17 protein-coding genes are annotated in these 22770 nt (G+C 71.1%); 10 read left to right on the top strand and 7 right to left on the bottom strand.

From position 1 onward, the window contains the following. The first annotated feature begins 142 nt into the window (after positions 1–142). Together recD2 and ACYQ8Q_RS17205 are read left to right on the top strand one after the other, a co-directional pair. On the top strand, positions 143–2395 hold the full coding sequence (recD2, locus tag ACYQ8Q_RS17210) for an SF1B family DNA helicase RecD2 (protein WP_460065879.1): 2253 nt from the start codon (positions 143–145) through the stop codon (positions 2393–2395). Between the two features lie 242 nt (positions 2396–2637). Continuing rightward, on the top strand, positions 2638–3927 hold the full coding sequence (locus tag ACYQ8Q_RS17205; protein WP_460065876.1) for a citrate synthase: 1290 nt from the start codon (positions 2638–2640) through the stop codon (positions 3925–3927). Positions 3928–4554: 627 nt separating this feature from the next. Here the strand turns inward: ACYQ8Q_RS17205 and ACYQ8Q_RS17200 are convergent. The 4 genes from ACYQ8Q_RS17200 to ACYQ8Q_RS17185 form a co-directional block, all read right to left on the bottom strand. Next, complete coding sequence (locus ACYQ8Q_RS17200; RefSeq protein ID WP_460065874.1) at positions 4555–6801, bottom strand: heavy metal translocating P-type ATPase; 2247 nt, start codon at positions 6799–6801, stop codon at positions 4555–4557. A gap of 19 nt (positions 6802–6820) precedes the next feature. Next, positions 6821–7060, bottom strand: coding sequence for a heavy-metal-associated domain-containing protein (locus tag ACYQ8Q_RS17195; protein WP_460065872.1), 240 nt, complete (start codon positions 7058–7060; stop codon positions 6821–6823). Between the two features lie 73 nt (positions 7061–7133). Next, on the bottom strand, positions 7134–8084 hold the full coding sequence (locus ACYQ8Q_RS17190; protein WP_460065870.1) for a PrsW family intramembrane metalloprotease: 951 nt from the start codon (positions 8082–8084) through the stop codon (positions 7134–7136). Positions 8085–8225: 141 nt separating this feature from the next. Then, the gene (locus ACYQ8Q_RS17185; protein ID WP_460065868.1) at positions 8226–8885 is read right to left on the bottom strand and encodes a TetR/AcrR family transcriptional regulator; all 660 of its coding nucleotides are present in this window, start codon (positions 8883–8885) and stop codon (positions 8226–8228) included. Positions 8886–9027: 142 nt separating this feature from the next. On the opposite strand from ACYQ8Q_RS17185, the gene ACYQ8Q_RS17180 reads away from it, so the two are divergent. Further along, a complete protein-coding gene (locus ACYQ8Q_RS17180) occupies positions 9028–11337 on the top strand; it encodes an MMPL family transporter (protein WP_460065866.1) in 2310 nt (769 codons plus the stop codon). After that, positions 11297–12340 carry a zinc-dependent alcohol dehydrogenase family protein gene (locus ACYQ8Q_RS17175; protein WP_460065863.1) on the top strand — a complete coding sequence of 348 codons (1044 nt, stop codon included), beginning with the start codon at positions 11297–11299 and terminating at the stop codon, positions 12338–12340. The genes ACYQ8Q_RS17180 and ACYQ8Q_RS17175 overlap by 41 nt, the downstream gene beginning before the upstream one ends. Positions 12341–12379: 39 nt before the next feature. Here ACYQ8Q_RS17175 and ACYQ8Q_RS17170 read toward each other — a convergent pair whose 3' ends face one another. From ACYQ8Q_RS17170 to ACYQ8Q_RS17160, 3 genes are all read right to left on the bottom strand, one after another. Then, the gene (locus ACYQ8Q_RS17170; RefSeq protein ID WP_460065861.1) at positions 12380–12580 is read right to left on the bottom strand and encodes a MerR family DNA-binding transcriptional regulator; all 201 of its coding nucleotides are present in this window, start codon (positions 12578–12580) and stop codon (positions 12380–12382) included. 360 nt (positions 12581–12940) lie between these two features. Further along, complete coding sequence (locus tag ACYQ8Q_RS17165; RefSeq protein ID WP_460065859.1) at positions 12941–13900, bottom strand: helix-turn-helix domain-containing protein; 960 nt, start codon at positions 13898–13900, stop codon at positions 12941–12943. Between the two features lie 116 nt (positions 13901–14016). Further along, the gene (locus tag ACYQ8Q_RS17160) at positions 14017–14943 is read right to left on the bottom strand and encodes a sugar phosphate isomerase/epimerase family protein (protein ID WP_460065858.1); all 927 of its coding nucleotides are present in this window, start codon (positions 14941–14943) and stop codon (positions 14017–14019) included. A 155-nt stretch (positions 14944–15098) separates the two neighbouring features. Here ACYQ8Q_RS17160 and iolC point away from each other — a divergent pair, with 155 nt between their 5' ends. From iolC to ACYQ8Q_RS17130, 6 genes are all read left to right on the top strand, one after another. After that, a complete protein-coding gene (gene iolC, locus ACYQ8Q_RS17155; RefSeq protein ID WP_460065856.1) occupies positions 15099–16049 on the top strand; it encodes a 5-dehydro-2-deoxygluconokinase in 951 nt (316 codons plus the stop codon). Then, a complete protein-coding gene (locus tag ACYQ8Q_RS17150; protein ID WP_460065854.1) occupies positions 16046–16927 on the top strand; it encodes a Cgl0159 family (beta/alpha)8-fold protein in 882 nt (293 codons plus the stop codon). Before iolC ends, ACYQ8Q_RS17150 begins: the two co-directional genes overlap by 4 nt. A 7-nt stretch (positions 16928–16934) precedes the next feature. Next, positions 16935–17747 (top strand): 5-deoxy-glucuronate isomerase, encoded by an 813-nt coding sequence (gene iolB, locus ACYQ8Q_RS17145; RefSeq protein WP_460065852.1) that lies wholly within the window; start codon positions 16935–16937, stop codon positions 17745–17747. Further along, the gene (gene iolD / locus ACYQ8Q_RS17140) at positions 17744–19621 is read left to right on the top strand and encodes a 3D-(3,5/4)-trihydroxycyclohexane-1,2-dione acylhydrolase (decyclizing) (protein WP_460065851.1); all 1878 of its coding nucleotides are present in this window, start codon (positions 17744–17746) and stop codon (positions 19619–19621) included. The genes iolB and iolD overlap by 4 nt, the downstream gene beginning before the upstream one ends. 14 nt (positions 19622–19635) lie before the next feature. Next, positions 19636–21138, top strand: a complete 1503-nt coding sequence (gene mmsA / locus ACYQ8Q_RS17135; RefSeq protein WP_460065849.1) for a CoA-acylating methylmalonate-semialdehyde dehydrogenase — start codon at positions 19636–19638, stop codon at positions 21136–21138. 226 nt (positions 21139–21364) lie between these two features. Continuing rightward, positions 21365–22759, top strand: coding sequence for an APC family permease (locus ACYQ8Q_RS17130; RefSeq protein ID WP_460065847.1), 1395 nt, complete (start codon positions 21365–21367; stop codon positions 22757–22759). Positions 22760–22770: the final 11 nt, after the last annotated feature.

Below are 22770 nucleotides of genomic sequence, written 5' to 3'. Positions count from 1 at the left end.
GGGCAGGGCGCACCGAGCCGCTCCCACGGCCCGGCGAAGGCTACGGACCCACCGGTGCGGCGGCATCGGTGGAACCACGTAGAGGGGCACGTAGAAACAGCCTCGCTCCCTCGTTGTCGGACCCCGGCGGTACCGTCGGATCATGACCGATCAGGCGGGGGCCTCCCCGGCGGGAGAGCGGCGGCTCGCGACGCTGGAAGGCGTACTGGAGCGCATCACGTACGCCAACGAGGAGAACGGCTACACGGTCGCCCGGGTGGACACCGGCAGAGGCGCCGGCGACCTTCTCACGGTCGTCGGCGCGCTGCTCGGCGCCCAGGTCGGCGAGTCGCTGCGGATGGAGGGCCGCTGGGGCTCGCACCCGCAGTACGGCAAGCAGTTCACCGTGGAGAACTACACGACCGTGCTGCCGGCCACCGTCCAGGGCATCCGGCGCTACCTGGGATCCGGCCTGGTCAAGGGCATCGGCCCGGTCTTCGCCGACCGCATCACCCAGCACTTCGGCGTCGACACCCTGACGATCATCGAGGAGGAGCCGAAGCGCCTGATCGAGGTCCCCGGCCTCGGCCCCAAGCGCACGAAGAAGATCGCCGACGCCTGGGAGGAGCAGAAGGCGATCAAGGAGGTCATGCTGTTCCTCCAGACCGTCGAGGTCTCCACCTCCATCGCGGTCCGGATCTACAAGAAGTACGGCGACGCGTCGATCTCCGTCGTGAAGAACCAGCCCTACCGGCTGGCGGCCGACGTGTGGGGCATCGGCTTCCTCACCGCCGACCGGATCGCGCAGTCCGTCGGCATCCCGCACGACAGCCCGGAGCGCGTCAAGGCGGGCCTGCAGTACGCACTGTCGCAGTCCACCGACCAGGGCCACTGCTATCTGCCCGAGGAGCGGCTGATCGCCGACGCGGTGAAGCTGCTCCAGGTCGACACCGGTCTGGTCATCGAGTGCCTGGCCGAACTGGCCGAACCGGACGAGGACTTGGGCGAGCCGGGCGTCGTACGGGAGAAGGTCCCCGGCGAGGACGGCGAGGAGGTCACCGCCGTCTACCTCGTCCCCTTCCACCGCGCCGAACTCTCCCTCTCCGCCCAGCTGCTGCGCCTGCTGCGCACCGAGGAGGACCGGCTGCCGGGCTTTCGCGAGGTGGCCTGGGACAAGGCGCTGGCCTGGCTGAAGGGCCGTACCGGCACCGAGCTCGCGCCCGAGCAGGAGGCGGCCGTGCGGCTCGCGCTGACCGAGAAGGTCGCGGTGCTCACCGGCGGCCCGGGCTGCGGCAAGTCCTTCACCGTGCGCTCGATCGTGGAGCTGGCCCGCGCCAAGAAGGCCAAGGTCGTGCTGGCCGCGCCCACCGGCCGTGCCGCCAAGCGGCTGGCCGAGCTGACCGGCGCCGAGGCCTCGACCGTCCACCGGCTGCTGGAGCTCAAGCCGGGCGGCGACGCGGCGTACGACCGGGACCGCCCGCTGGACGCCGACCTGGTGGTGGTCGACGAGGCGTCCATGCTGGACCTGCTGCTGGCCAACAAGCTGGTGAAGGCCGTACCGCCGGGCGCGCGGCTGCTGTTCGTCGGGGACGTCGACCAACTCCCCAGTGTCGGCGCGGGCGAGGTGCTGCGCGACCTGCTCGCCGACGGCAGCCCGGTGCCCGCCGTGCGGCTCACGCGGGTGTTCCGCCAGGCCCAGCAGTCGGGCGTGGTGACGAACGCGCACCGGATCAACGCCGGGCAGCATCCGGTCACCGACGGCATGAAGGACTTCTTCCTCTTCGTCGAGGACGACACCGAGGAGACCGGCCGGCTCACCGTGGACGTGGCGGCCCGCCGGATCCCGGCGAAGTTCGGCCTGGACCCGCGCCGGGACGTGCAGGTGCTCGCGCCCATGCACCGCGGGCCCGCCGGCGCCGGCACGCTCAACGGACTGCTCCAGCAGGCCATCACCCCCGGCCGCCCCGATCTGGCGGAGAAGCGGTTCGGCGGGCGGGTGTTCCGTGTCGGCGACAAGGTCACCCAGATCCGCAACAATTACGAGAAGGGGAAGAACGGTGTCTTCAACGGCACCGTGGGCGTGGTCACCTCTCTCGATCCGGTGGACCAGCGCCTGACGGTACTGACGGACGAGGACGAGGAGGTTCCGTACGAGTTCGACGAACTGGACGAACTGGCCCACGCGTACGCGGTGACGATCCACCGTTCACAGGGAAGTGAATATCCCGCCGTCGTGATCCCCGTCACCACGGGAGCATGGATGATGCTCCAGCGGAACCTGTTGTATACGGCCGTCACCCGCGCGAAGCGTCTCGTCGTCCTCGTCGGCTCACGCAAGGCGATCGGCCAGGCCGTGCGCACGGTCTCGGCGGGCCGGCGCTGCACGGCCCTCGATTTCCGGCTCTCGGGCCGTTGAGCACCCGGTTCGCCCCCGGTTCTCGAACGCATCACAAAAAATGATCGATCAAACGAGTCGTAAAGGTCACAGAGCACTTCCCCAACCGTGACGAAGGCGGCAGGATGAGCAAGTTGGCGGCACTGAGTGCCGTCGATAAGCCCAATGGTCGACCCCGAGTGCACTCTCCTGCGCCAAATGGGGGAGGGTAGAGACAGTCAGGGCAACCTCGAAGAAGAGGCACAACGTCGGTGAGGGATGACGTGAGCGACAACTCTGTAGTACTGCGGTACGGCGACGGCGAGTACACCTACCCGGTGATCGACAGCACCGTCGGCGACAAGGGCTTCGACATCGGGAAGCTCCGCGCCCAGACCGGTCTGGTGACCCTGGACAGCGGCTACGGCAACACCGCCGCCTATAAATCCGCCATCACGTACCTCGACGGCGAGCAGGGGATCCTCCGGTACCGCGGTTACCCGATCGAGCAGCTCGCGGAGCGGTCGACCTTCCTCGAGGTCGCCTATCTCCTGATCAACGGCGAGCTGCCGACGGTCGACGAGCTGAGCGTCTTCAAGAACGACATCACGCAGCACACCCTGCTGCACGAGGACGTCAAGAACTTCTACAAGGGCTTCCCGCGCGACGCCCACCCGATGGCGATGCTGTCCTCGGTGGTCTCCGCGCTGTCCACCTTCTACCAGGACAGCCACAACCCGTTCGACGAGAAGCAGCGCAACCTCTCCACGATCCGGCTGCTCGCCAAGCTTCCGACGATCGCGGCGTACGCCTACAAGAAGTCGATCGGCCACCCGTTCGTCTACCCGCGCAACGACCTCGGTTACGTCGAGAACTTCCTGCGCATGACCTTCTCGGTCCCCGCCCAGGAGTACGAGCTCGACCCGGTCGTGGTCTCCGCCCTGGACAAGCTGCTCATCCTGCACGCGGACCACGAGCAGAACTGTTCGACCTCCACGGTCCGCCTGGTCGGCTCCTCGCAGGCGAACATGTTCGCCTCGATCTCGGCCGGCATCAACGCGCTGTGGGGCCCGCTGCACGGCGGCGCCAACCAGTCCGTGCTGGAGATGCTCGAGGGCATCCAGTCGGGCGGCGGCGACGTCGACTCCTTCATCTCCAAGGTGAAGAACAAGGAGGACGGCGTCCGCCTGATGGGCTTCGGCCACCGGGTGTACAAGTCCTTCGACCCCCGCGCCAAGATCATCAAGGCGGCGGCGCACGATGTCCTCTCGGCCCTCGGCAAGTCCGACGAGCTGCTGGACATCGCCCTCAAGCTCGAGGAGCACGCGCTCTCCGACGAGTACTTCGTCCAGCGCAATCTGTACCCGAACGTGGACTTCTACACGGGTCTGATCTACCGCGCGATGGGCTTCCCGACCGAGATGTTCACGGTCCTCTTCGCCCTCGGCCGCCTTCCGGGCTGGATCGCCCAGTGGCACGAGATGATCAAGGAGCCGGGTTCCCGCATCGGCCGTCCCCGGCAGATCTACACGGGTGTGGTCGAGCGCGACTTCGTTCCGGTCGAGCAGCGCTGACGCCTCCGGCGGGGGCCGCACGGGTTCCCCGCCGCCGGTTCGTATGACAGGTGCGGCTGAGTGGGGCTCGTTCGCGCAGTTCCCCGCGCCCCTGGGCAAAGACATAGCGGAAGGCGCCCCGGCGTCAGTCCCCCCACGGGCCGACGACCAGGGCGCCTTCCCATGTCCCGGTGCGGATTCCCCCCACGGGATCCGGCCGGGCGTTTATGAGGACAGCGCCTGAATTCGCTGTGTCGATATGCGGTTGTCGAGCGGTTGTTGTGCCTGCGGTTGAGCACAACGGGTGGAACCCGCCGTACTACCGCGTGTGCGATCTGCCGGGACGCGCACGCTGGGAGGGCCGCTCAAAGCTTCCCGGTGTACGTGCCCCGGCAACGCATCTCTGAGGAAGTCCCCCAAGACATCCCCAGATGCCGGTCCGCGCCCCCCAAGACGCTTTCCGACACCGTCAACTTAGACCTTCGAACCCCTTCGGTGGTTACGTTCACATCACTGTGATCTGTGTCTCTTGCATATGTCCGTTAGATGCGCAAGAGCCCGGATACAGCGAGCGAGGCCCAAGCGTAAGGATGATGCGCGAGCCTTGTGAAGAGCTTATGTGAGGCTCGCGCAGGACTCCAGGGGGTCTCAGTCAAAGGTGCGCAACCTGAGACTGTTCGTCACCACGAAGACCGACGAGAAGGCCATCGTGGCCCCGGCGATCATCGGGTTGAGCAGTCCGGCGGCGGCCAGCGGCAGCGCGGCCACGTTGTATCCGAACGCCCACACCAGATTGCCCTTGATCGTGGACAGGGTCCGCCGGGACAGCCGGATGGCGTCCGCCGCCACCCGCAGATCCCCGCGCACCAGCGTCAGATCGCTCGCCTCGATCGCCGCGTCCGTCCCGGTGCCCATGGCCAGCCCCAGATCGGCGGTGGCGAGCGCGGCCGCGTCGTTCACTCCGTCGCCGACCATCGCGACGACCCGCCCCTCGTCCTGGAGCCGCCGTACGACGTCGACCTTGTCCTCGGGCAGCACCTCGGCGATCACCTCGTCGATCCCGACCACTGCCGCGACCGCCTCGGCGACGGCCCGGTTGTCCCCGGTCAGCAGCACCGGGGTGAGCCCCAGCGCGCGCAGCTCCCGGACCGCCTCGGCGCTGGTCTCCTTGACCGCGTCGGCGACCGTGAGCACCCCGCGCGCGCTTCCGTCCCAGCCGACGACGACGGCCGTACGGCCGTCCCGCTCGGCCTCGTCCTTGGCGCGGGCCAGCTTCTGCGGAAGGTCCTCGAAGAGCCGCCCCACGGCCACCTCGCGCCCCTCCACGCGCCCTCGCACACCCCGCCCGGGCACGTTCTCGAAGTGCTCGGCCGCCGGCAGTTCCCCGGCGCGTTCCTCCGCGCCCGCGGCCACCGCGCGGGCGACCGGGTGCTCGGAGGCGTGCTCCAGGGCGCCCGCGAGCCGCAGCAGTTCGGTCTCGTCCGTGCCGTCCGTGACGTACACGTCCTGGAGGGTCATCCGGCCGGTGGTGACGGTGCCCGTCTTGTCGAGGACGACGGTGTCGACGCGGCGGGTGGACTCCAGGACCTCGGGCCCCTTGATGAGGATGCCGAGCTGGGCGCCGCGCCCGGTGCCGACCAGCAGGGCCGTGGGGGTGGCGAGCCCGAGCGCGCACGGGCAGGCGATGATCAGCACGGCGACGGCCGCGGTGAACGCGGCGGCGGTGTCCCCGGTCGCGCCGAGCCAGCCGCCGAAGGTGGCGGTCGCGAGCACCATGACCACGGGCACGAACACGCCCGCGATCCGGTCGGCCAGCCGCTGCACCTCGGCCTTGCCGTTCTGCGCGTCCTCGACGAGCCGCGCCATCCGGGCCAGCCGGGTGTCGGCGCCGATCCGGGCGGCCTCGACGACGAGCCGCCCGCCCGCGTTCACGGTCGCGCCGGCGACGAAGTCGCCCGGCCCGACGTCCACCGGCACGGACTCGCCCGTCAGCATCGAGGCGTCGACCGCCGAGACGCCCTCGACGACCGTGCCGTCGGTGGCGATCTTCTCCCCGGGCCGTACGACGAACCGGTCGCCCACGGCGAGCCGGTCGGCCGGGATCCGGGTCTCCCGCCCGTCGCGCAGCACGGAGACGTCCTTGGCGCCCAGCTCCATCAGGGCCCTGAGCGCCGCCCCCGCGCTCCGCTTGGAGCGGGCCTCCAGATAGCGGCCGAGCAGGATGAGGGCGGTGACTCCGGCGGCGACCTCCAGATAGATCGCGGAGGCGCCGTCCGTGCGCGAGACGGTGAGTTCGAACGGGTGCCGCATGCCGGGCATGCCCGCGTCCCCCAGGAACAGCGCCCACACCGACCAGCCGAAGGCGGCCAGCGTGCCCACGGACACCAGGGTGTCCATGGTGGCGGCGCCGTGCCGCAGGTTCGTCCAGGCGGCCCGGTGCAACGGGGCGCCGCCCCAGACGACGACGGGCGCGGCGAGCGTCAGCGAGAGCCACTGCCAGAAGTCGAACTGGAGGGCGGGGACCATCGCGAGCAGCACGACGGGCGCCGCGAGGAGGACGGTGACCAGGAGCCGGTGGCGCAGGGCCGAGAGCTCGGGGTCGCTTTCGTCCGTGCTCCCGGTCCCCTCGTCGGCGGGCTCCTCACGGACGGGTTCCTCGGCCGTGTACCCCGTCTTCACCACGGTCGCGATGAGGTCGGCGACCTCGGTCCCGGGCGGGTAGCTGATCTTCGCCTTCTCGGTGGCGTAGTTGACCGTCGCGGTCACCCCGTCCATCCGGTTCAGCTTCTTCTCCACCCGGGACGCGCAGGTGGCGCAGGTCATTCCGCCGATCAGCAGTTCGACCTCGGCGGTCGGGGCGGCTATCGGCGCGTCGGTGGCGGTGCTCGTCGTCATGGCCGTGGGGGTGGTCGGGTCAGGCCCGGTCGGCCAGCTCGAAACCGGCCTCGTCGACGGCGGCGCGCACGGCCGCCTCGTCGAGCGGGGCGGCGGAGACGACGGTGACCTCACCGGTGGCGGCGACCGCCGTGACGGAGGCGACCCCCGGCAGTCCGGAGATCTCGCCGGAGACGGCGCCCTCGCAGTGGCCGCAGCTCATGCCGCTCACCTGGTAGACGGTGGTGACGGAGCCCGCGGTGTCGGTCTGAGCGGTCATGTCGTTCTCCTCGGGGAGGCGGATGGGGCCGGCGGGGACCTGAGAGGTCTCCCAGTGACGCCACCCTATACCCCTAGGGGGTATTTCTCCAAGAAGGATCCTGGCGTGCCAGGGAGCGCACCCAGGCCACCCCGAGCAGGGCCACGAGCACCGTCGCGCCGACCGAGAACAGCGTGAGCAGATGCTGCTGCTCCGTGGTCGGCCGCGGGATGTACCCCGCGGCGAAGAGCCGTCGGTCCAGGCCGCCGGCGGTCAGCCGGGCCACCAGCCAGATCGCGATCCCGTGGGTGGAGTCCCACAGAGCGTGCAGCAGCGCGACGCCGACGCAGGTGCCGAGGACGGGCGCGGCGAACGGGAAACGCCCGTTCGGACGGCGGTACTCCAGCAGGACCCCGCCCGCGACCGCCGTCCACAGCCCATGGCCGAAGGGGGCGAGCACCCCGCGCAGGATCTCGGTCTCCAGCAGTGCGCCGAGGTCGACGCCGACCGTCGAGACGGCCGCGTCGAAGGCGTACCCGGCGCTCTCCGGGGCCGCGAAGCCGAAGCCGACGGCCGCGCCCAGCACCACCCCGGCGCGCAGACCCCGCAGCCGGGTCTGCCGGCGCACCACGAACATCAGCGCGCCGAGCTTCGCCGCCTCCTCGATCAGCCCCACCCCGACGAACCTCCACAGCGAGGGGTGCAGCAGATGGGACTCCATCACCGACGCGCCGAGCACGCCCAGCGTGCCGCCGGTCAGGAAGCAGCCGAGGATCAGGCCGACGCCCAGGTCGCGGCCGTGCCGCTCGTACGCCCACAGCACGAAGGAGACCGGGACGAGGAAGCTGCCGAGCAGGATCAGGGTCGGCAGCAGGGTGGTGTTCGCGGTGGCGTACGTGACGAGCGCGGTGAGCGCCCACAGCAGCAGCCCGCCGCCCAGGCAGCGCTTCCACAGCCCGGCACGGATCCGCGGGGCCGGCGGAGGGGGCTGCTGCGGTCCGGGGATGCGGGCCCGGGGCGCGCCGGGCGGCGGGGAGTGGGTCACGGCAAATCCCCTCGTCGTCAAGGGTCGTCCGGGCAGGGGCGTGCACCCGGAGCGGATTTACCGGCACTTTATGTAGCTATGTCCTGGACCGCAGTCCGGGACGGTCGTCCGGAGGAGGGCCGTCCGGGCGGCGGGCCCCGGCTAAGGGGTCGCGGTGGCCGCGGGGGTGCGGGCCGGGTGCTCGCCGACCAGTGGTTGCAGATAGCGGATCAGGACGTTCTTCAGTTCCCGGACGTACGCCTCGCGCTCGGCGCCCTCGTGGCCCAGGACCAGCTCCAGGCCCGCCTTGTACAGGCCCAGGCACATGTGGGCGGTGCGGGTGAGGTCGGCGGAGGGTGCGCCGGGCAGGAACGAGGCGAGCAGCTCCTCGATGCGGGAGAGGAGGGTCGCGTGCAGCGCGTCGTGCTCCTCGGTCATCCGGCCCGGGACGTCGGGGCCGTGCATCAGGGCGAAGAACACCGGGTGGTCGCAGTTGAAGGCGATGAACCGGTCGACGGCCGCGCCCACGGCCTCCTCCACCGGGGTCGCCGGGTCGACCGGGGCGAGCGCCTCGCCGTAGGCCTCCCGCATCTGGTGCATGAGCCGGTCGCCCAGCTCGATGGCGATCGCTTCCTTGTTCGGGAAGAACTGGTACAGCGTGCCCGGTGAGACGCCGGCCTCGCGGGCGATCGCGTTGGTGCTGGCGGCGGTGTAGCCGGTGGTGGTGAAGACGGTGGCCGCGGCCTCCAGCAGCTGCGCGATGCGCCGCTCCCCGCGCGCCTGACGGCGGCGCGGCTGTTCCTTCTCCTGGTTCTCGGGCACGCGGTTATCCCCAGCTCTTCGAACGCGGTTGACAAACGCGAGAGGTCGCTCGCATTCTTGGGATCAGAAACGCGAGCGCTCTCTCGTGTTTGCCATTTTACGGTTTTCACGACTGCTTGCAGGGTGAAGGGGACACCGCACGATGACCGAAGTCAACAGCCCACCCCGCCCCGGAGGATGGACCCGCTTCGTGACCGCCAGGCCGAGACTGACCCTGCTCGCGGCCCTGGTGCTCACCGTGCTCGCCGTGCTGGCCGGCAGCGGGGTCGCGGACCGGCTGGGCAGCGGCGGCTGGGAGGATCCGGACGCTCAGTCCACCTACGCGACCAAGACCCTGGAGCGCGCGTTCCCCGAGTCCCAGCCCAATCTGCTGCTGCTCGTCGACGCGGGCGAGGCCTCGGTGGACACCCCGGCGGTCCGGGCCGAGGCAGCCCGGCTCACCGCCCGGCTCACCGCCGAGGAGGGGATCGTGGGCGTCGGCTCCTACTGGGACGCCGATCCCTCGACGGCACCCGCCCTGCGCGCGAAGGACGGCCACGAGGCGCTGATCGCGGCCCGCATCACGGGCGACGAGAAGACCATGGGCGAGACCCTCGACCGCGTCGCCCCCTCCTACCGGGGCGAACAGGGCCCGGTGAAGGTCAGGATCGGCGGCATCGTCGCCGTGCGGCACGAGATGCAGACCACCATCCGGGAGGACCTCACCCGCGCCGAGCTGATCGCCCTGCCGATCACCCTGGTGCTGCTGGTGATGGTCTTCGGCAGCGCGGTCGCCGCCCTGCTGCCGCTCGGCATCGGCATCGTCGCGATCCTGGGCACCAACGCGGTCCTCAGCGGTCTGACCGCGTTCACCGACGTCTCCGTCTTCGCGATGAACCTGACCACGGCCCTGGGCCTCGGCCTCGCCATCGACTACGCCCTGTTCATCGTCCGCCGCTTCCGCGAGGAACTCTCCACCGGCGCCGAACCGCTCGGCGCGATCGCCACCACCCTGCGCACGGCCGGGCGCACGGTCCTGTTCTCCGCGCTCACGGTCGCCGTCTCCCTCGCCGCGATGCTCGTCTTCCCCCAGTACTTCCTGCGCTCCTTCGCGTATGCCGGCATGGCGGTGGTCCTGCTGGCCGCCGCGGCCGCCCTGATCCTCCTCCCGGCAGCCCTCGTCCTGCTGGGCGACCGGGTCAACGCCCTCGACCTGCGACGGGCGTTCCGCAGAGGGCCGAAGGCCGCGGGTGCCGAGACCGCCGGGGGCGGCCGGGGCTGGGCCCGCGCGGCGGACCTGGTCATGCGGCGGGCCCCGTTCTTCGCCCTGGGGACGACGGCCGTCCTGATCCTGCTCGGACTGCCCTTCCTGGGCGTGAGGTTCGGCACGGCCGACGACCGCCAGCTGCCCTCCTCCGCCGAGTCCCACGTGGTGCAGCAGCACATCAGGGACGGCTTCCCGGGCAGCCCCGGCGGCGGCCTGGAGATCCTCGCCGAGGGGAAGGCGACCGAGGCGCAGTACACCGCCTACAAGGCACGCGTCGCCGCTCTCCCCGAGGTGGTCCAGGTCGACGGCCCCCTGGTCAAGGGCGACACGGCGTACTTCACCGTGCAGCCCGAGGGCGAGGCCGTCGGCGACCCGGCCCAGCACCTGGTCGGTGACCTGCGCGCCCTGAAGGCCCCCTTCGACACCAAGGTGACCGGCACGGCGGCGGTCCTGGTCGACTCCAAGCACGCGATCGGCGCACAACTGCCCTGGGCGGGAGCCTTCGTCGCCGTCGTCACCCTGCTGCTGGTCTTCCTCCTCACCGGCAGCGTGCTGATCCCGCTCCAGGCGGTGCTGCTCAACGCGCTCAGTCTGACGGCGATGTTCGGCGCGGTGGTCTGGGTCTTCCAGGACGGCCACCTCTCCGGCCTCCTCGGCTTCACCAGCCCCGGCTCCATCGAGACCACCCTGCCCGTCCTGATGTTCTGCGTGGCCTTCGGTCTCTCCATGGACTACGGCGTGTTCCTGCTCTCCCGCATCAAGGAGGAGTACGACGCAACCGGCGACCACGAGCGCGCGGTCCGCCTCGGTCTGCAGCGCACGGGCGGGCTGATCACGGCGGCGGCGGTCATCCTGGCCGTGGTGATGGTCGCGATAGGCACCTCTCGTGTCACCAACACCAAGATGCTCGGCCTCGGCATCGCCCTCGCGGTCCTGATGGACGCGATGGTGATCCGCAGCCTCCTGGTCCCGGCGATCATGCGCCTCACGGGCCGAGCGACGTGGTGGGCCCCGGCGCCCCTGCGCAGGTTCCACGAACGGTTCGGCTTGAGCGAGGGCGACGATAACCCACCCAGGGGCGCGGGACGTGACACCATGCGGCTCCGCCGCGGGGGCGCGACCAGCCACGATGTACCCGCAGACGGAAACGGCGACGGGAGCGCAGATGCGAGCGGTGGTCTACGAGCGGTACAGCGAACCCCTTGAGGTACGTGAGCTGCCCGACCCCCGACCGGCCCCCCACGGAGTGGTCGTTCGCGTAGAAGCCACCGGCCTCTGCCGAAGCGACTGGCACGGCTGGATGGGCCACGACCCGGACATCGTCCTCCCGCACGTCCCCGGGCATGAACTCGCCGGAGTAGTCGAGGAGGCCGGCGAAAGGGTCACCCGCTGGCGCCCCGGCGACCGGGTCACCGTCCCCTTCGTGTGCGGCTGTGGAACCTGCGGGGCATGCGCGGTCGGCGACCACCAGGTGTGCGAGCGCCAGACCCAGCCCGGCTTCACGCACTGGGGCTCCTTCGCCCAGTTCGTGGCGCTGGACCACGCCGATGTGAACCTGGTCGCGATCCCGGACGACCTGTCCTACGGCACCGCGGCCTCCCTCGGCTGCCGGTTCGCCACCGCGTTCCGGGCGGTCGTGCAGCAGGGCCGGGTCGCGGCGGGGGAGTGGGTCGCGGTGCACGGCTGCGGTGGGGTCGGCCTGTCCGCGGTGATGATCGCGGCGGCGAGCGGGGCCCGGGTGGTCGCGGTGGACGTGTCGCCGCGGGCGCTGGAGCTGGCGCGGACGTTCGGCGCGGCGGAGTGCGTGGACGCGACGGGCGTGGCGGACACCGCGGCGGCGGTCCGTGACCTCACCGGCGGCGGCGCCCATCTCTCCCTGGACGCCCTCGGCTCCCCGGCCACCTGCGCCGCCTCGGTGAACGGACTGCGGCGCCGGGGCCGGCACCTCCAGGTCGGCCTGCTGCCCTCACCCGAGGGCACCACGCCCGTCCCGCTGGCCCGTGCCATCGCCCTCGAACTGGAGATCCTCGGCAGCCACGGCATGGCCGCGCACACCTACCCGGCGATGCTGGAGGCGGTCCGCGCCGGGGTCCTGCGCCCCGACCTCCTGGTGACCTCGACGATCACCCTGGACGCCGTACCGCGGGCGCTGGCGGGGATGGGGACGGCGCCGGGGTCCGGGGTCACCGTCATCGAGCCGTGGAGCTGAGGTCGGGGCACGTGGGGCACGGGGCGGGGAAGGAGGAGGTCAGTCGGATCTGCGTCCGCGGTTGCCCGGCCGGGCGGCGGCCCAGGCGTGGACGGTGGCGGCGAACCAGTACGGCTTTCCGCCGTCGACACGGTCGGGCGGGGGGAGGAGTCCGTGCTTGCGGTAGGACCGTACGGTGTCCGGCTGCACCCTGATGTGCGCCGCGATCTCCTTGTAGGACCAGAGCCTTCGGTCGGTCATGCGTTGCACCTCCCTGCGCGCGCGGGGGTGGCGGCCGGGAGGCCGCCCGGGGGAGCCCGGCGCTGCGCTGGCGATCACCAAGCCTGTGCCCGGTGAACGACGCAGAGTGACTGTGTGAACACAGCTGTCGACCGTGCGTGACAGAAGACCCGCGTAGGCGTGACATGTGTGACAGGGAGGGGGCATTTGTGACGAAGGTGACGCGAAGGTGCGCGAGGGGTCGGCGGGAGTGGCGCGTTGACAACCCGTACCGCGGCCCAGGACAGAGCGGGGCCGGGCCCGCTGCGACAGGCCCGGCCCACTCCGTCCCCGCCATCCCCCCGGGACGACCGGATCAACTGGCAGGACCCCAGCCTGTATTCAGCCAACCCGCCGGGTCTTGGAAAAATGCGCACCCGGTACGGACCAATCGCCCGGCCGGACCGGCAGCACCAGGCTGGTCGCCTCCCCGCTCATCCGGTCCGCCGTCGGGGAGGCCGGTGCCGGCGACCGTCTGGCCTGGGCGAACTCCCTCGGCGTACAGCCCGTCATCGCCTTGAACTCACCGCTGAGATGGGCCTGGTCGTAGAAGCCGCACTGGGCGGCGGTCTCCGCCGCGCTCCGGCCGGCGGCCAGCAGCCGACGGGCGCGTTGCAGCCGCAGCACCCGCGCCGCGGCCTTGGGGCCGAGCCCGATCTGTTCCCGGAACCGGCTCTCCAGCTGGCGTACGCTCCAGCCGACCTCCTCGGCCAGCCGGGGCACCGGGATCGCGCCCCCCGTGCGCACCAGCAGCGACCAGGCCCGCACCACCCGTTCGGAACTCGGCACCCCCGCCTCCCACCACCGGGCGAAGACCTCGTCCAGCAGCCCGAACCGCTCCGCCCAGCAGGGCAGCGCGGCCAGCGCGGCGGCGAGTTCCCGCAGGGGTGTGGCGAGGGAGTGCGGCAGTTCGTCGGGGTCGACGGTCCGGTTGGCCAGCTCGTGCTGCGGTGTCCCGAACAGGGTGAACGCGGCCCAGGGTGTCAGCAGCACCTCCACGCCGGAGACCCGCCCGCCGTGCTCTCCGACGGCGGGTGTGGTGGTGGGCCCGCAGTACACGGACACCAAGGTGTCCGGATCCCGCCCGGCCCGGGAGATCCGGACCGGCTGATCGAACCCCAGCAACAGGGTCGAGGCCCCGATGGGCGTCTCGAGCCGCCGCCGGGGCCGGGACAGGGCGAGCCTGATCCCGCGATAGCTCATCACCCCGGGCCGCAGCCGGGGATGGGGAACCCCGGTGGCGAACTCCCAGGACCCACCGGCCCCTTGACCGGAGTGGACGCGTATCGCGCGCGGAGTCATGGGCACCCATGCTAGAGGCGGCGACACCAGCCCACCCAGGGGCGCGGGGCTGTATCGATATGCGGCTCCGCCGCGTGGGCGCGACCAGCCCCCACAACCCGCACACGACATACGACCTACGCCCCGCACGACCTCAGGAACGCCCGGGTCCGCTGAGCGATGGGCAGCGGCTTGTCCTGCTCGCACGGGTACATGTCCTGCTCCACGATCGCGAACAGGTCCACGTCCAGCTTCCCCGCGGCCTCCAGGACGGGACCGAGCGCCGGCACCCCCGCAGGGGGCTCGCACATCACGCCCTGGGCCACGGCCGGCCCGAACGGCGTCCCCTTGGCCTTCACATCGGCGAGGATCTCCGGGTCCACCTGCTTGAGGTGGAGGTACCCGATCCGCGACCCGTACGTCTCGATCAGCTTCACGCTGTCGCCGCCGCAGTACGCGTAGTGCCCGGTGTCCAGGCACAGCGACACGAGGTCGGAGTCGGTGCCGTCCAGGAAGCGGACGACGTTCTCCTCGCTGTCGATGTGGGTGTCGGCGTGCGGGTGGACGACGATCTGGAGCCCGTACCGCTCCTGCACCTCCTTGCCGAGCCGCTCGGTCAGCGTGGTGAGGTTGCGCCACTGCTCAGGCGTGAGGGTGTCGGACTCCAGCACCTCGCCGGTCTTGTCGTCCCGCCAGAAGGACGGGATGACGACGAGGTGCTTCGCCCCCATCGCCTGCGCGAGCACCGCGTTGTCCGCGACATGCGCCCAGGTCTTCTCCCACACGGCCTCGCCGTGGTGGAGCCCGGTGAAGACCGTGCCGGCCGACACCTTCAGGCCGCGCCGGGCGGTCTCCTCGGTGAGGACGGCCGGGTCGGTCGGCAGATAGCCGTAGGGGCCCAGTTCGATCCACTCGTAGCCGGACTGCGCGACCTCGTCGAGGAAGCGCTGCCAGGGGACCTGTACCGGGTCGTCCGGGAACCAGACGCCCCAGCTGTCGGGGGCCGACCCGATCCGAATGCGGGAAAGTGAGGACTGAGGTGACTGAGGTGACAACGACGTCATGGGCGCCAGCGTGCGGGCTCTCCTCAGGGGTGTCAAGGCCTGGTCCGAATGTCTGGACAAACTATTGACAGGGTGCCCGGAGCCGGACTACAAAACCGTGGAGAGCCGACACGGGGCAGGGCCCGAACGGGCCGAGCCGACACGAAGGGAACTCGATGGCGTACGACCTGATCACCATGGGGCGGATCGGGGTGGACCTCTATCCGCTGCAGACGGGTGTGCCGCTCCCGCAGGTCACGTCCTTCGGGAAGTTCCTGGGCGGCTCGGCGTCCAACGTCGCGGTCGCCGCGGCCCGCCTCGGCCGGTCCACCGCCGTGATCACCCGCACCGGTGACGACCCCTTCGGCACGTACCTCCACGAGGCCCTGCGCGGCTTCGGCGTCGACGACCGCTATGTCACCGCGGTGCCGGGCCTGCAGACGCCGGTCACCTTCTGCGAGGTGTTCCCGCCGGACGACTTCCCGCTGTACTTCTACCGCAGGCCCAAGGCCCCGGACCTGGAGATCGACGCCCACGAGCTGGACCTCGACGCCATCCGCGAGGCGGGCATCTTCTGGATCACCGGCACCGGCCTGAGCGAGGAGCCCAGCCGGACGGCGACCCTCGCCGCCCTCGCACACCGGGCCAAGGCCGGCACCACGGTCTTCGACCTCGACTGGCGCCCGATGTTCTGGACCGACCCGGACGCGGCCCGCCCGTTCTACGCCGAGGCCCTCAAGCACACCACCGTCGCGGTCGGCAACCTCGACGAGGTGGAGGTCGCCACCGGCGTGCGCGAACCGCGGGCCGCCGCCCAGGCGCTGCTGGACGCGGGCGTCGAGCTCGCCGTCGTCAAGCAGGGCCCCAAGGGGGTCCTCGCCGTCCACCGCAGCGGTGAGTCCGCCGAGGTCCCGCCGCTGCCCGTGAACGTCCTCAACGGCCTCGGCGCGGGCGACGCCTTCGGCGGCTCCCTCTGCCACGGGCTGCTCGCCGACTGGGACCTGGAGCAGATCATGCGGCACGCCAACGCGGCCGGCGCGATCGTCGCCTCCCGTCTGGAGTGCTCCTCCGCGATGCCGACCGGCGACGAGATCGAGGCCGCCGTCGAGGCAGGGGCCGTCCTGTGAGCGTCGACATCTCCGAACTCGTCCGGCTGCGCGCCGAGCGGCCCGAGGCGATCGCCGAGGCCGCCGCCCGCCGCCCCCGCCGGCCGCTCCTCAACGACTCCGGCCGGCTGATGATCGTCGCCGCCGACCACCCCGCCCGGGGCGCGCTCGGCGTCGGCGGCGACAAGCTGGCCATGGCCAACCGCGCCGGCCTGCTGGAACGCATGATCCTGGCGCTGTCCCGGCCCGGCGTGGACGGGGTCCTCGCGACCGCCGACATCCTCGACGACCTGCTGCTGCTCGGCGCCCTCGACGGCAAGGTCGTCATGGGCTCGCTGAACCGGGGCGGCCTCCAGGGCTCCGTCTTCGAGATGGACGACCGGTTCACCGGCCACCGCCCCGAGGACATCGAGCGCCTCCACTTCGACGCGGGCAAGCTGCTCGTACGGATCGACTACGACGACCCGGGCTCCCTCACCACCCTGGAGTCCACGGCCCGCGCGATCGACGACATGGCGGCCCGCAGGCTGCCGCTCTTCGTCGAGCCGTTCATCAGCCGCCGCACCCCCGAGGGCAAGGTGAGGAACGACCTCTCCGCCGAGGCCGTCACCAAGTCCATCGCCATCGCCTCCGGCCTCGGCGGCACCTCGGCCTACACCTGGCTGAAGCTCCCCGTCACCGACAACCCCGACGACATGGCCGAGGTCATGGAGGCCTCCACCCTCCCCGCCGTGCTGCTGGGCGGGGAAGTGGGCGAGGACCAGGACGGGGCGTACGAGAAGTGGCGCGGGGCGCTGCAACTCCCCACCGTCCGGGGCCTGGTGGTCGGCCGTTCGCTGCTGTACCCGGCGGACGGGGACGTCGCCGCCGCCGTGGACACCGCCGTAGGACTGCTGTGAGGGCCGCATGAGCAACGACCTGTACCTCCCCAAGGGGACCACCGCCGACGGTGAACTCGCCCTCGACATCGACCCGAAGCGGGCCGGCTGGACCTACAGCAGTCTGAGGATCATCGAGCTCGCCCCGGGCGGCAGCCACACCCTCACCACCGGTGAGAGCGAGTGGATCGTGCTTCCGCTCGAAGGCGGATGTACCGTGCAAACAGACGAGAACGAGTTCCAACTCCTGGGCAGGGAAAGCGTGTTCGCGTCGGTCTCCGACTTCGCGTACGTTCCCCGCGACGCCCGGGTCACGATCGCCTCCGGCGCGGGAGGCCGCTTCGCCCTGGCAGGAGCGAAGTGCGAGCGACAACTCCCCGCCCGCTACGGCCCCGCGCCGGAGGTCCCCGTCGAAGAGCGCGGCAGCGGCAACCGGTTGCGCCATGTGCGCAACTTCGCCTCCGCCGACGCCTTCGACTGCGACAGGCTGATCGCCGTCGAGGTGATCACCCCCGGCGGCAACTGGTCCTCGTACCCGCCGCACAAGCACGACGAGCACCGGCCGGGCGAGGAGGCCGAGCTCGAGGAGATCTACTACTTCGAGATCGACGGCCCGCACGGCTTCGGCTACCAGCGCGTGTCCCCCTCCCGCGAGGGCGGATCCGAGGTCCTCGCCGAGGTCCGTTCCGGTGACGCCGTCCTCGTCCCCGACGGCTGGCACGGCCCGTCGATCGCCCAGCCCGGCCACGCCATGTACTACCTGAACGTCATGGCGGGCCCCGGAGAGAACCGCGAGTGGCGGATCTGCTTCCACCCGGACCACACGGAGGGTTACCGATGACCATCAGGCTCACAGTGGCCCAGGCCCTGGTGCGCTTCCTCGCCGCCCAGTACACCGAACGCGACGGGGTACGGCAGCGGCTGATCAGCGCCACCTGGGGCATCTTCGGCCACGGCAACGTGGCCGGCCTCGGCCAGGCGCTGATCGAGTACGGCGACGACATGCCGTTCCACCAGGGCCGCAACGAGCAGTCCATGGTGCACGCGGCCGTGGGCTACGCCCGCCAGTCGAACCGGCTCTCCACCCACGCGGTGACGACGTCCATCGGCCCCGGCGCGACCAACCTGGTCACCGGCGCCGCCCTGGCCACCGTCAACCACCTCCCGGTGCTGCTGCTGCCCGGCGACATCTTCGCCACCCGCGTCGCCGACCCGGTGCTCCAGCAGCTGGAGGTGCCGTACGCGGGCGATGTCTCGGTCAACGACTCGCTGCGCCCGGTGTCCAGGTACTTCGACCGCGTCACCCGCCCGGAGGCCCTGATCCCGGCGGCCCTCCAGGCCATGCGGGTCCTCACCGACCCCGTGGAGACGGGCGCGGTCACCCTCGCGATGCCGCAGGACGTGCAGGCCGAGGCGTACGACTGGCCGGAGGAGTTCTTCGCCGAGCGCACCTGGGTCGTACGACGCCCGGGCGCCGACCCGACCGAACTCGCCGAGGCGGTCCGGATGATCCGCGCGGCGAAGCGCCCCCTGGTCGTCGCGGGCGGCGGTGTCCACCACAGCCGCGCCGAGGAGGCCCTCGCCGAGTTCGCCTCGACCACCGGCATCCCGGTCTCCTCCACCCAGGCCGGCAAGGGCTCCCTGCGCTACGACCACCCCCAGGACGTGGGCGGCGTCGGCCACACCGGCACCGCCACCGCCGACGAACTGGCCCGCACCGCGGACCTGATCATCGGCGTCGGCACCCGCTACACCGACTTCACCACCGCCTCCAACACCCTGTTCCAGGGCGCGGGGGTGCGCTTCCTCAACCTCAACATCGCCCCCTACGACGGCCACAAGCTCGCCGGACAGCCGCTGGTCGCGGACGCCAGCAGCGGCCTGGCGGAGCTGACGGCGGCGCTGAGGACGCACGCGCACCGGGTCGCGGACGCGTACGTCACCGAGTACACCGAGGACAAGGAGCGCTGGGAGCAGCGCGTCGACGCCTGCTACGAGGCCGAGGAGCCCGACGCCCGCCCCACCCAGCCGCAGGTCCTCGGCGCGCTCGACGCCCTCGCCGACGAGTCCGACGTGATCATCAACGCGGCCGGTTCGCTCCCCGGCGATCTGCACAAGCTGTGGCGGGCCCGCTCCCGGGACCAGTACCACCTGGAGTACGGCTACTCCTGCATGGGGTACGAGATCCCGGCGGCCATCGGAGTGAAGATGGCCGCGCCCGAGCGGAACGTCTGGGCGCTGGTCGGCGACGGCACGTATCTGATGATGCCGACGGAGATCGTGACGGCCGTGCAGGAGGGGATCGCGATCAAGATCCTGCTCGTGCAGAACCACGGCTACGCCTCGATCGGCGGGCTCTCGGAGTCCGTCGGCGGTGAGCGGTTCGGCACCGCCTACCGCTTCACCTCCGAGGACGGCACCTTCACGGGTGCGCCGCTCCCCGTCGACCTGGCCGCCAACGTGGCGAGCCTGGGCATGCGCGTGCTGCGCGCGAAGACCGTCCGCGAGCTGCGCGAGGCCCTCGCCGAGGCGCGCGCCGCCGACACTCCCACTTGTGTCTACGTGGAGACCGAAACGGCCGACACTGTGTCGGGCCCGCCGCCCGCGCAGGCCTGGTGGGATGTACCTGTCGCCGAGACCGCGACCCGATCGTCCGCGGTGAAGGCACGAGAGCTGTACGAACGGCACGTCTCCACCCGACGCCGCCATCTGTGAAGGAGTACTCGGTCATGACGAAGATCGTCAACCACTGGATCGGCGGCAAGACCGTCGAAGGCGCGTCGGGCACGTTCGGTCCGGTCACGGACCCGGCGACCGGCGCGGTCACCACCAAGGTCGCGTTCGCGACGGTCGACGAGGTCGACGCGGCGGTCGCGGCGGCCAAGGACGCCTACGCCACCTGGGGCACCTCCTCGCTCGCCAAGCGGAGCACGATCCTGTTCAAGTTCCGGGCGCTGCTCGACGCGAACCGGGACGCGATCGCGGAGCTGATCACCGCCGAGCACGGCAAGGTGCACAGCGACGCGCTGGGCGAGGTCGCGCGCGGCCTGGAGATCGTCGACCTGGCGTGCGGGATCACCGTGCAGTTGAAGGGCGAGCTGTCCACCGAGGTGGCCAGCCGGGTGGACGTCTCGTCCATCCGCCAGCCGCTCGGTGTCGTCGCCGGCATCACGCCGTTCAACTTCCCGGCGATGGTCCCGATGTGGATGTTCCCGATCGCCATCGCCTGCGGCAACACGTTCGTCCTGAAGCCGTCCGAGAAGGACCCGTCGGCCTCGCTGAAGCTCGCCGAGCTGCTCGCCGAGGCCGGTCTGCCCGACGGCGTGTTCAACGTCGTCCACGGTGACAAGGTGGCGGTGGACCGCCTCCTGGAGCACCCGGACGTCAAGGCCGTCTCCTTCGTCGGCTCGACCCCGATCGCCCGCTACATCCACACCACGGCCTCCGCGAACCACAAGCGCGTCCAGGCCCTGGGCGGCGCCAAGAACCACATGCTGGTGCTGCCGGACGCCGACCTGGACGCGGCGGCCGACGCCGCCGTCTCCGCCGCCTACGGCTCGGCGGGCGAGCGCTGCATGGCGATCTCGGCCGTGGTCGCGGTCGGCGCGATCGGCGACGAGCTGGTGGAGAAGATCCGCGAGCGCGCCGAGAAGATCAAGATCGGCCCCGGCAACGACCCGACCTCGGAGATGGGCCCGCTCATCACCGCCGTCCACCGCGACAAGGTGGCGTCCTACGTCACGGGCGCTGCCGCGGAGGGCGCCGAGGTGATCCTCGACGGCACCGGCTACACGGTCGACGGCTTCGAGGACGGCCACTGGATCGGCATCTCGCTCCTCGACAAGGTCCCGACGACCGCGAAGGCCTACCAGGACGAGATCTTCGGCCCCGTCCTGTGCGTCCTGCGCGTGGACTCCTACGACGAGGGCGTGGCGCTGATCAACAGCTCCCCGTTCGGCAACGGCACCGCGATCTTCACCCGGGACGGCGGCGCGGCCCGCCGCTTCCAGCTGGAGATCGAGGCCGGCATGGTCGGCGTGAACGTCCCGATCCCGGTCCCCGTCGGCTACCACAGCTTCGGCGGCTGGAAGGACTCGCTCTTCGGCGACCACCACATCTACGGCAACGACGGCACGCACTTCTACACCCGCGGCAAGGTCGTCACCACCCGCTGGCCCGACCCGGCGGACGCCCCGTCCGGCGTGGACCTGGGCTTCCCGCGCAACCACTGACGCGGCAGCAGGGGCCGTCCGCATAGCGGACGGCCCCGTTTTTTTGTGTCCCGGCACCTACGGTTCCCGTACGGCGGGATGGGGCGAATTCCCCCGGGGATGTGCCGTATCCGAGGCCGAAAGCCGTTTTGATCTACGGATTTCGTAGGTGAACGGCTATTGACGCGTCGGTTTTCGTTGGGATTCCATCAGCGCAATCTGCTGCCCCTGGCGATCGGAACCGCGCATGACCGACACGCTCCGCCCCGTCGACACCGTCGTCGACGCGCCCCACGGCCCTCAGAAGCTCAAGCGCTCCATCGGCGTGGTGGGCGGGACCCTGCTGACCCTCTCGTGCGTGACCCCCGCCTCCACCCTCTTCGTGGTCGTCCCGGACCTGTTCGGCTCGCTCGGCACCGCGACCGCCCTCACGATCGCGATCGGCTCGCTGCTCTGTATCGCCGTGGCGTTCTGCTACTCGGAGCTGGGCACCCTCATCCCCAGCGCGGGCGGCGAGTACGCCATGGTCTCGACGCTGGCCGGACGCCTCGCCGGCTGGCTGGTCTTCGTCCTCTCCCTGCTGGTCGTGATGATCGTCCCACCGGTGATCGCGATGGGCACCGCCGACTACCTCGCCCCGGTCGTCCACCTCGACCCCGCCCTCGCGGGCGCCGGCGTCATGCTGCTCGCCACCCTCGCCGGCCTGCTCGACCTGCGCGCCAACGCCTGGATCACCGGCGTCTTCCTGGTCCTGGAGGTCATCGCCGCCGCCGTCGTGGCCGTCCTCGGCTTCGCGCACGGCCACCGCGGCCCCGGCAGCCTGGTCTCGATGCGGGTCGCGGACGCCCACGGCGGCACCGACACCGTCACCGCGATGCTGGTCGTCTCCGGTCTCGCCATCGCCCTCTTCGTCACCCAGGGCTTCTCCACCGCCGTCTACCTCTCCGAGGAGCTGGAGCACCCGCGCCGCAACGTCGCCCGCACCGTCCTCACCACCCTCGCCATCTCCTCCGTGATCATCCTGGTCCCGGTCGTCGCCATCACCTTCGGCGCCTCCGACCTTGCCCAGCTCACCGGCGGCGACATCAGCTCCATGGTCACCGCCTGGTCGAACTCCGCCGTCGGCACCTTCGTCAGCCTCTGCGTAGCCCTGGCGATCATCAACGCCGGCATCGTGATGGTCATCCAGAACTCCCGCGTCCTGTTCGCCTCCGCCCGCGACCAGGCCTGGCCCGGACCGGTCAACCGCGTCTTCGCCAAGCTCGGCCGCTTCGGCTCCCCCTGGGTCGCCACCCTCGCCGTCGGCGTCCCCGGCGCCGCCCTGTGCTTCGTGAACCTCGACACCCTCTACGGCGTCACCGGCGTCTCCGTGACCGGCATGTACCTGCTCGTCGCGGTCGCCGCCCTGCTCTCCCGCCGCGGCCACCACAAGGACACCCCCGCCTGGCGCATGCCCCTGTGGCCCGCCGTGCCGGTCCTGCTGATCGCCGTACTCGCCTACATCCTCACCCAGCAGGAGACGAGCTACCTCCTGTGGACCGGCGGCATCACCGCCGCCGCCACCCTCTACTGGGCCCTCTATCTCCGCCCCCGCCCCGACACCCGCTGGCTGGTGACCCTGCCCGAGGACGCGCAGGCCTGATACCGCGCCTG

Source organism: Streptomyces sp. YKOK-I1 (genome assembly GCF_054660435.1).
This window is presented reverse-complemented; position numbering and strand designations above follow the sequence as displayed.

What these genes read in the sequence shown, in the direction of transcription:
- ACYQ8Q_RS17130 (WP_460065847.1), top strand. Translation starts at nt 21,365, where the DNA reads ATGACCGACACGCTCCGCCCCGTCGACACCGTCGTCGACGCGCCCCAC.
- recD2 (WP_460065879.1), top strand. Translation starts at nt 143, where the DNA reads ATGACCGATCAGGCGGGGGCCTCCCCGGCGGGAGAGCGGCGGCTCGCG.
- ACYQ8Q_RS17165 (WP_460065859.1), bottom strand. Translation starts at nt 13,900, where the DNA reads ATGACTCCGCGCGCGATACGCGTCCACTCCGGTCAAGGGGCCGGTGGG.
- ACYQ8Q_RS17160 (WP_460065858.1), bottom strand. Translation starts at nt 14,943, where the DNA reads ATGACGTCGTTGTCACCTCAGTCACCTCAGTCCTCACTTTCCCGCATT.
- iolC (WP_460065856.1), top strand. Translation starts at nt 15,099, where the DNA reads ATGGCGTACGACCTGATCACCATGGGGCGGATCGGGGTGGACCTCTAT.
- iolB (WP_460065852.1), top strand. Translation starts at nt 16,935, where the DNA reads ATGAGCAACGACCTGTACCTCCCCAAGGGGACCACCGCCGACGGTGAA.
- ACYQ8Q_RS17200 (WP_460065874.1), bottom strand. Translation starts at nt 6,801, where the DNA reads ATGACGACGAGCACCGCCACCGACGCGCCGATAGCCGCCCCGACCGCC.
- ACYQ8Q_RS17180 (WP_460065866.1), top strand. Translation starts at nt 9,028, where the DNA reads ATGACCGAAGTCAACAGCCCACCCCGCCCCGGAGGATGGACCCGCTTC.
- ACYQ8Q_RS17175 (WP_460065863.1), top strand. Translation starts at nt 11,297, where the DNA reads ATGCGAGCGGTGGTCTACGAGCGGTACAGCGAACCCCTTGAGGTACGT.
- iolD (WP_460065851.1), top strand. Translation starts at nt 17,744, where the DNA reads ATGACCATCAGGCTCACAGTGGCCCAGGCCCTGGTGCGCTTCCTCGCC.
- mmsA (WP_460065849.1), top strand. Translation starts at nt 19,636, where the DNA reads ATGACGAAGATCGTCAACCACTGGATCGGCGGCAAGACCGTCGAAGGC.
- ACYQ8Q_RS17195 (WP_460065872.1), bottom strand. Translation starts at nt 7,060, where the DNA reads ATGACCGCTCAGACCGACACCGCGGGCTCCGTCACCACCGTCTACCAG.
- ACYQ8Q_RS17170 (WP_460065861.1), bottom strand. Translation starts at nt 12,580, where the DNA reads ATGACCGACCGAAGGCTCTGGTCCTACAAGGAGATCGCGGCGCACATC.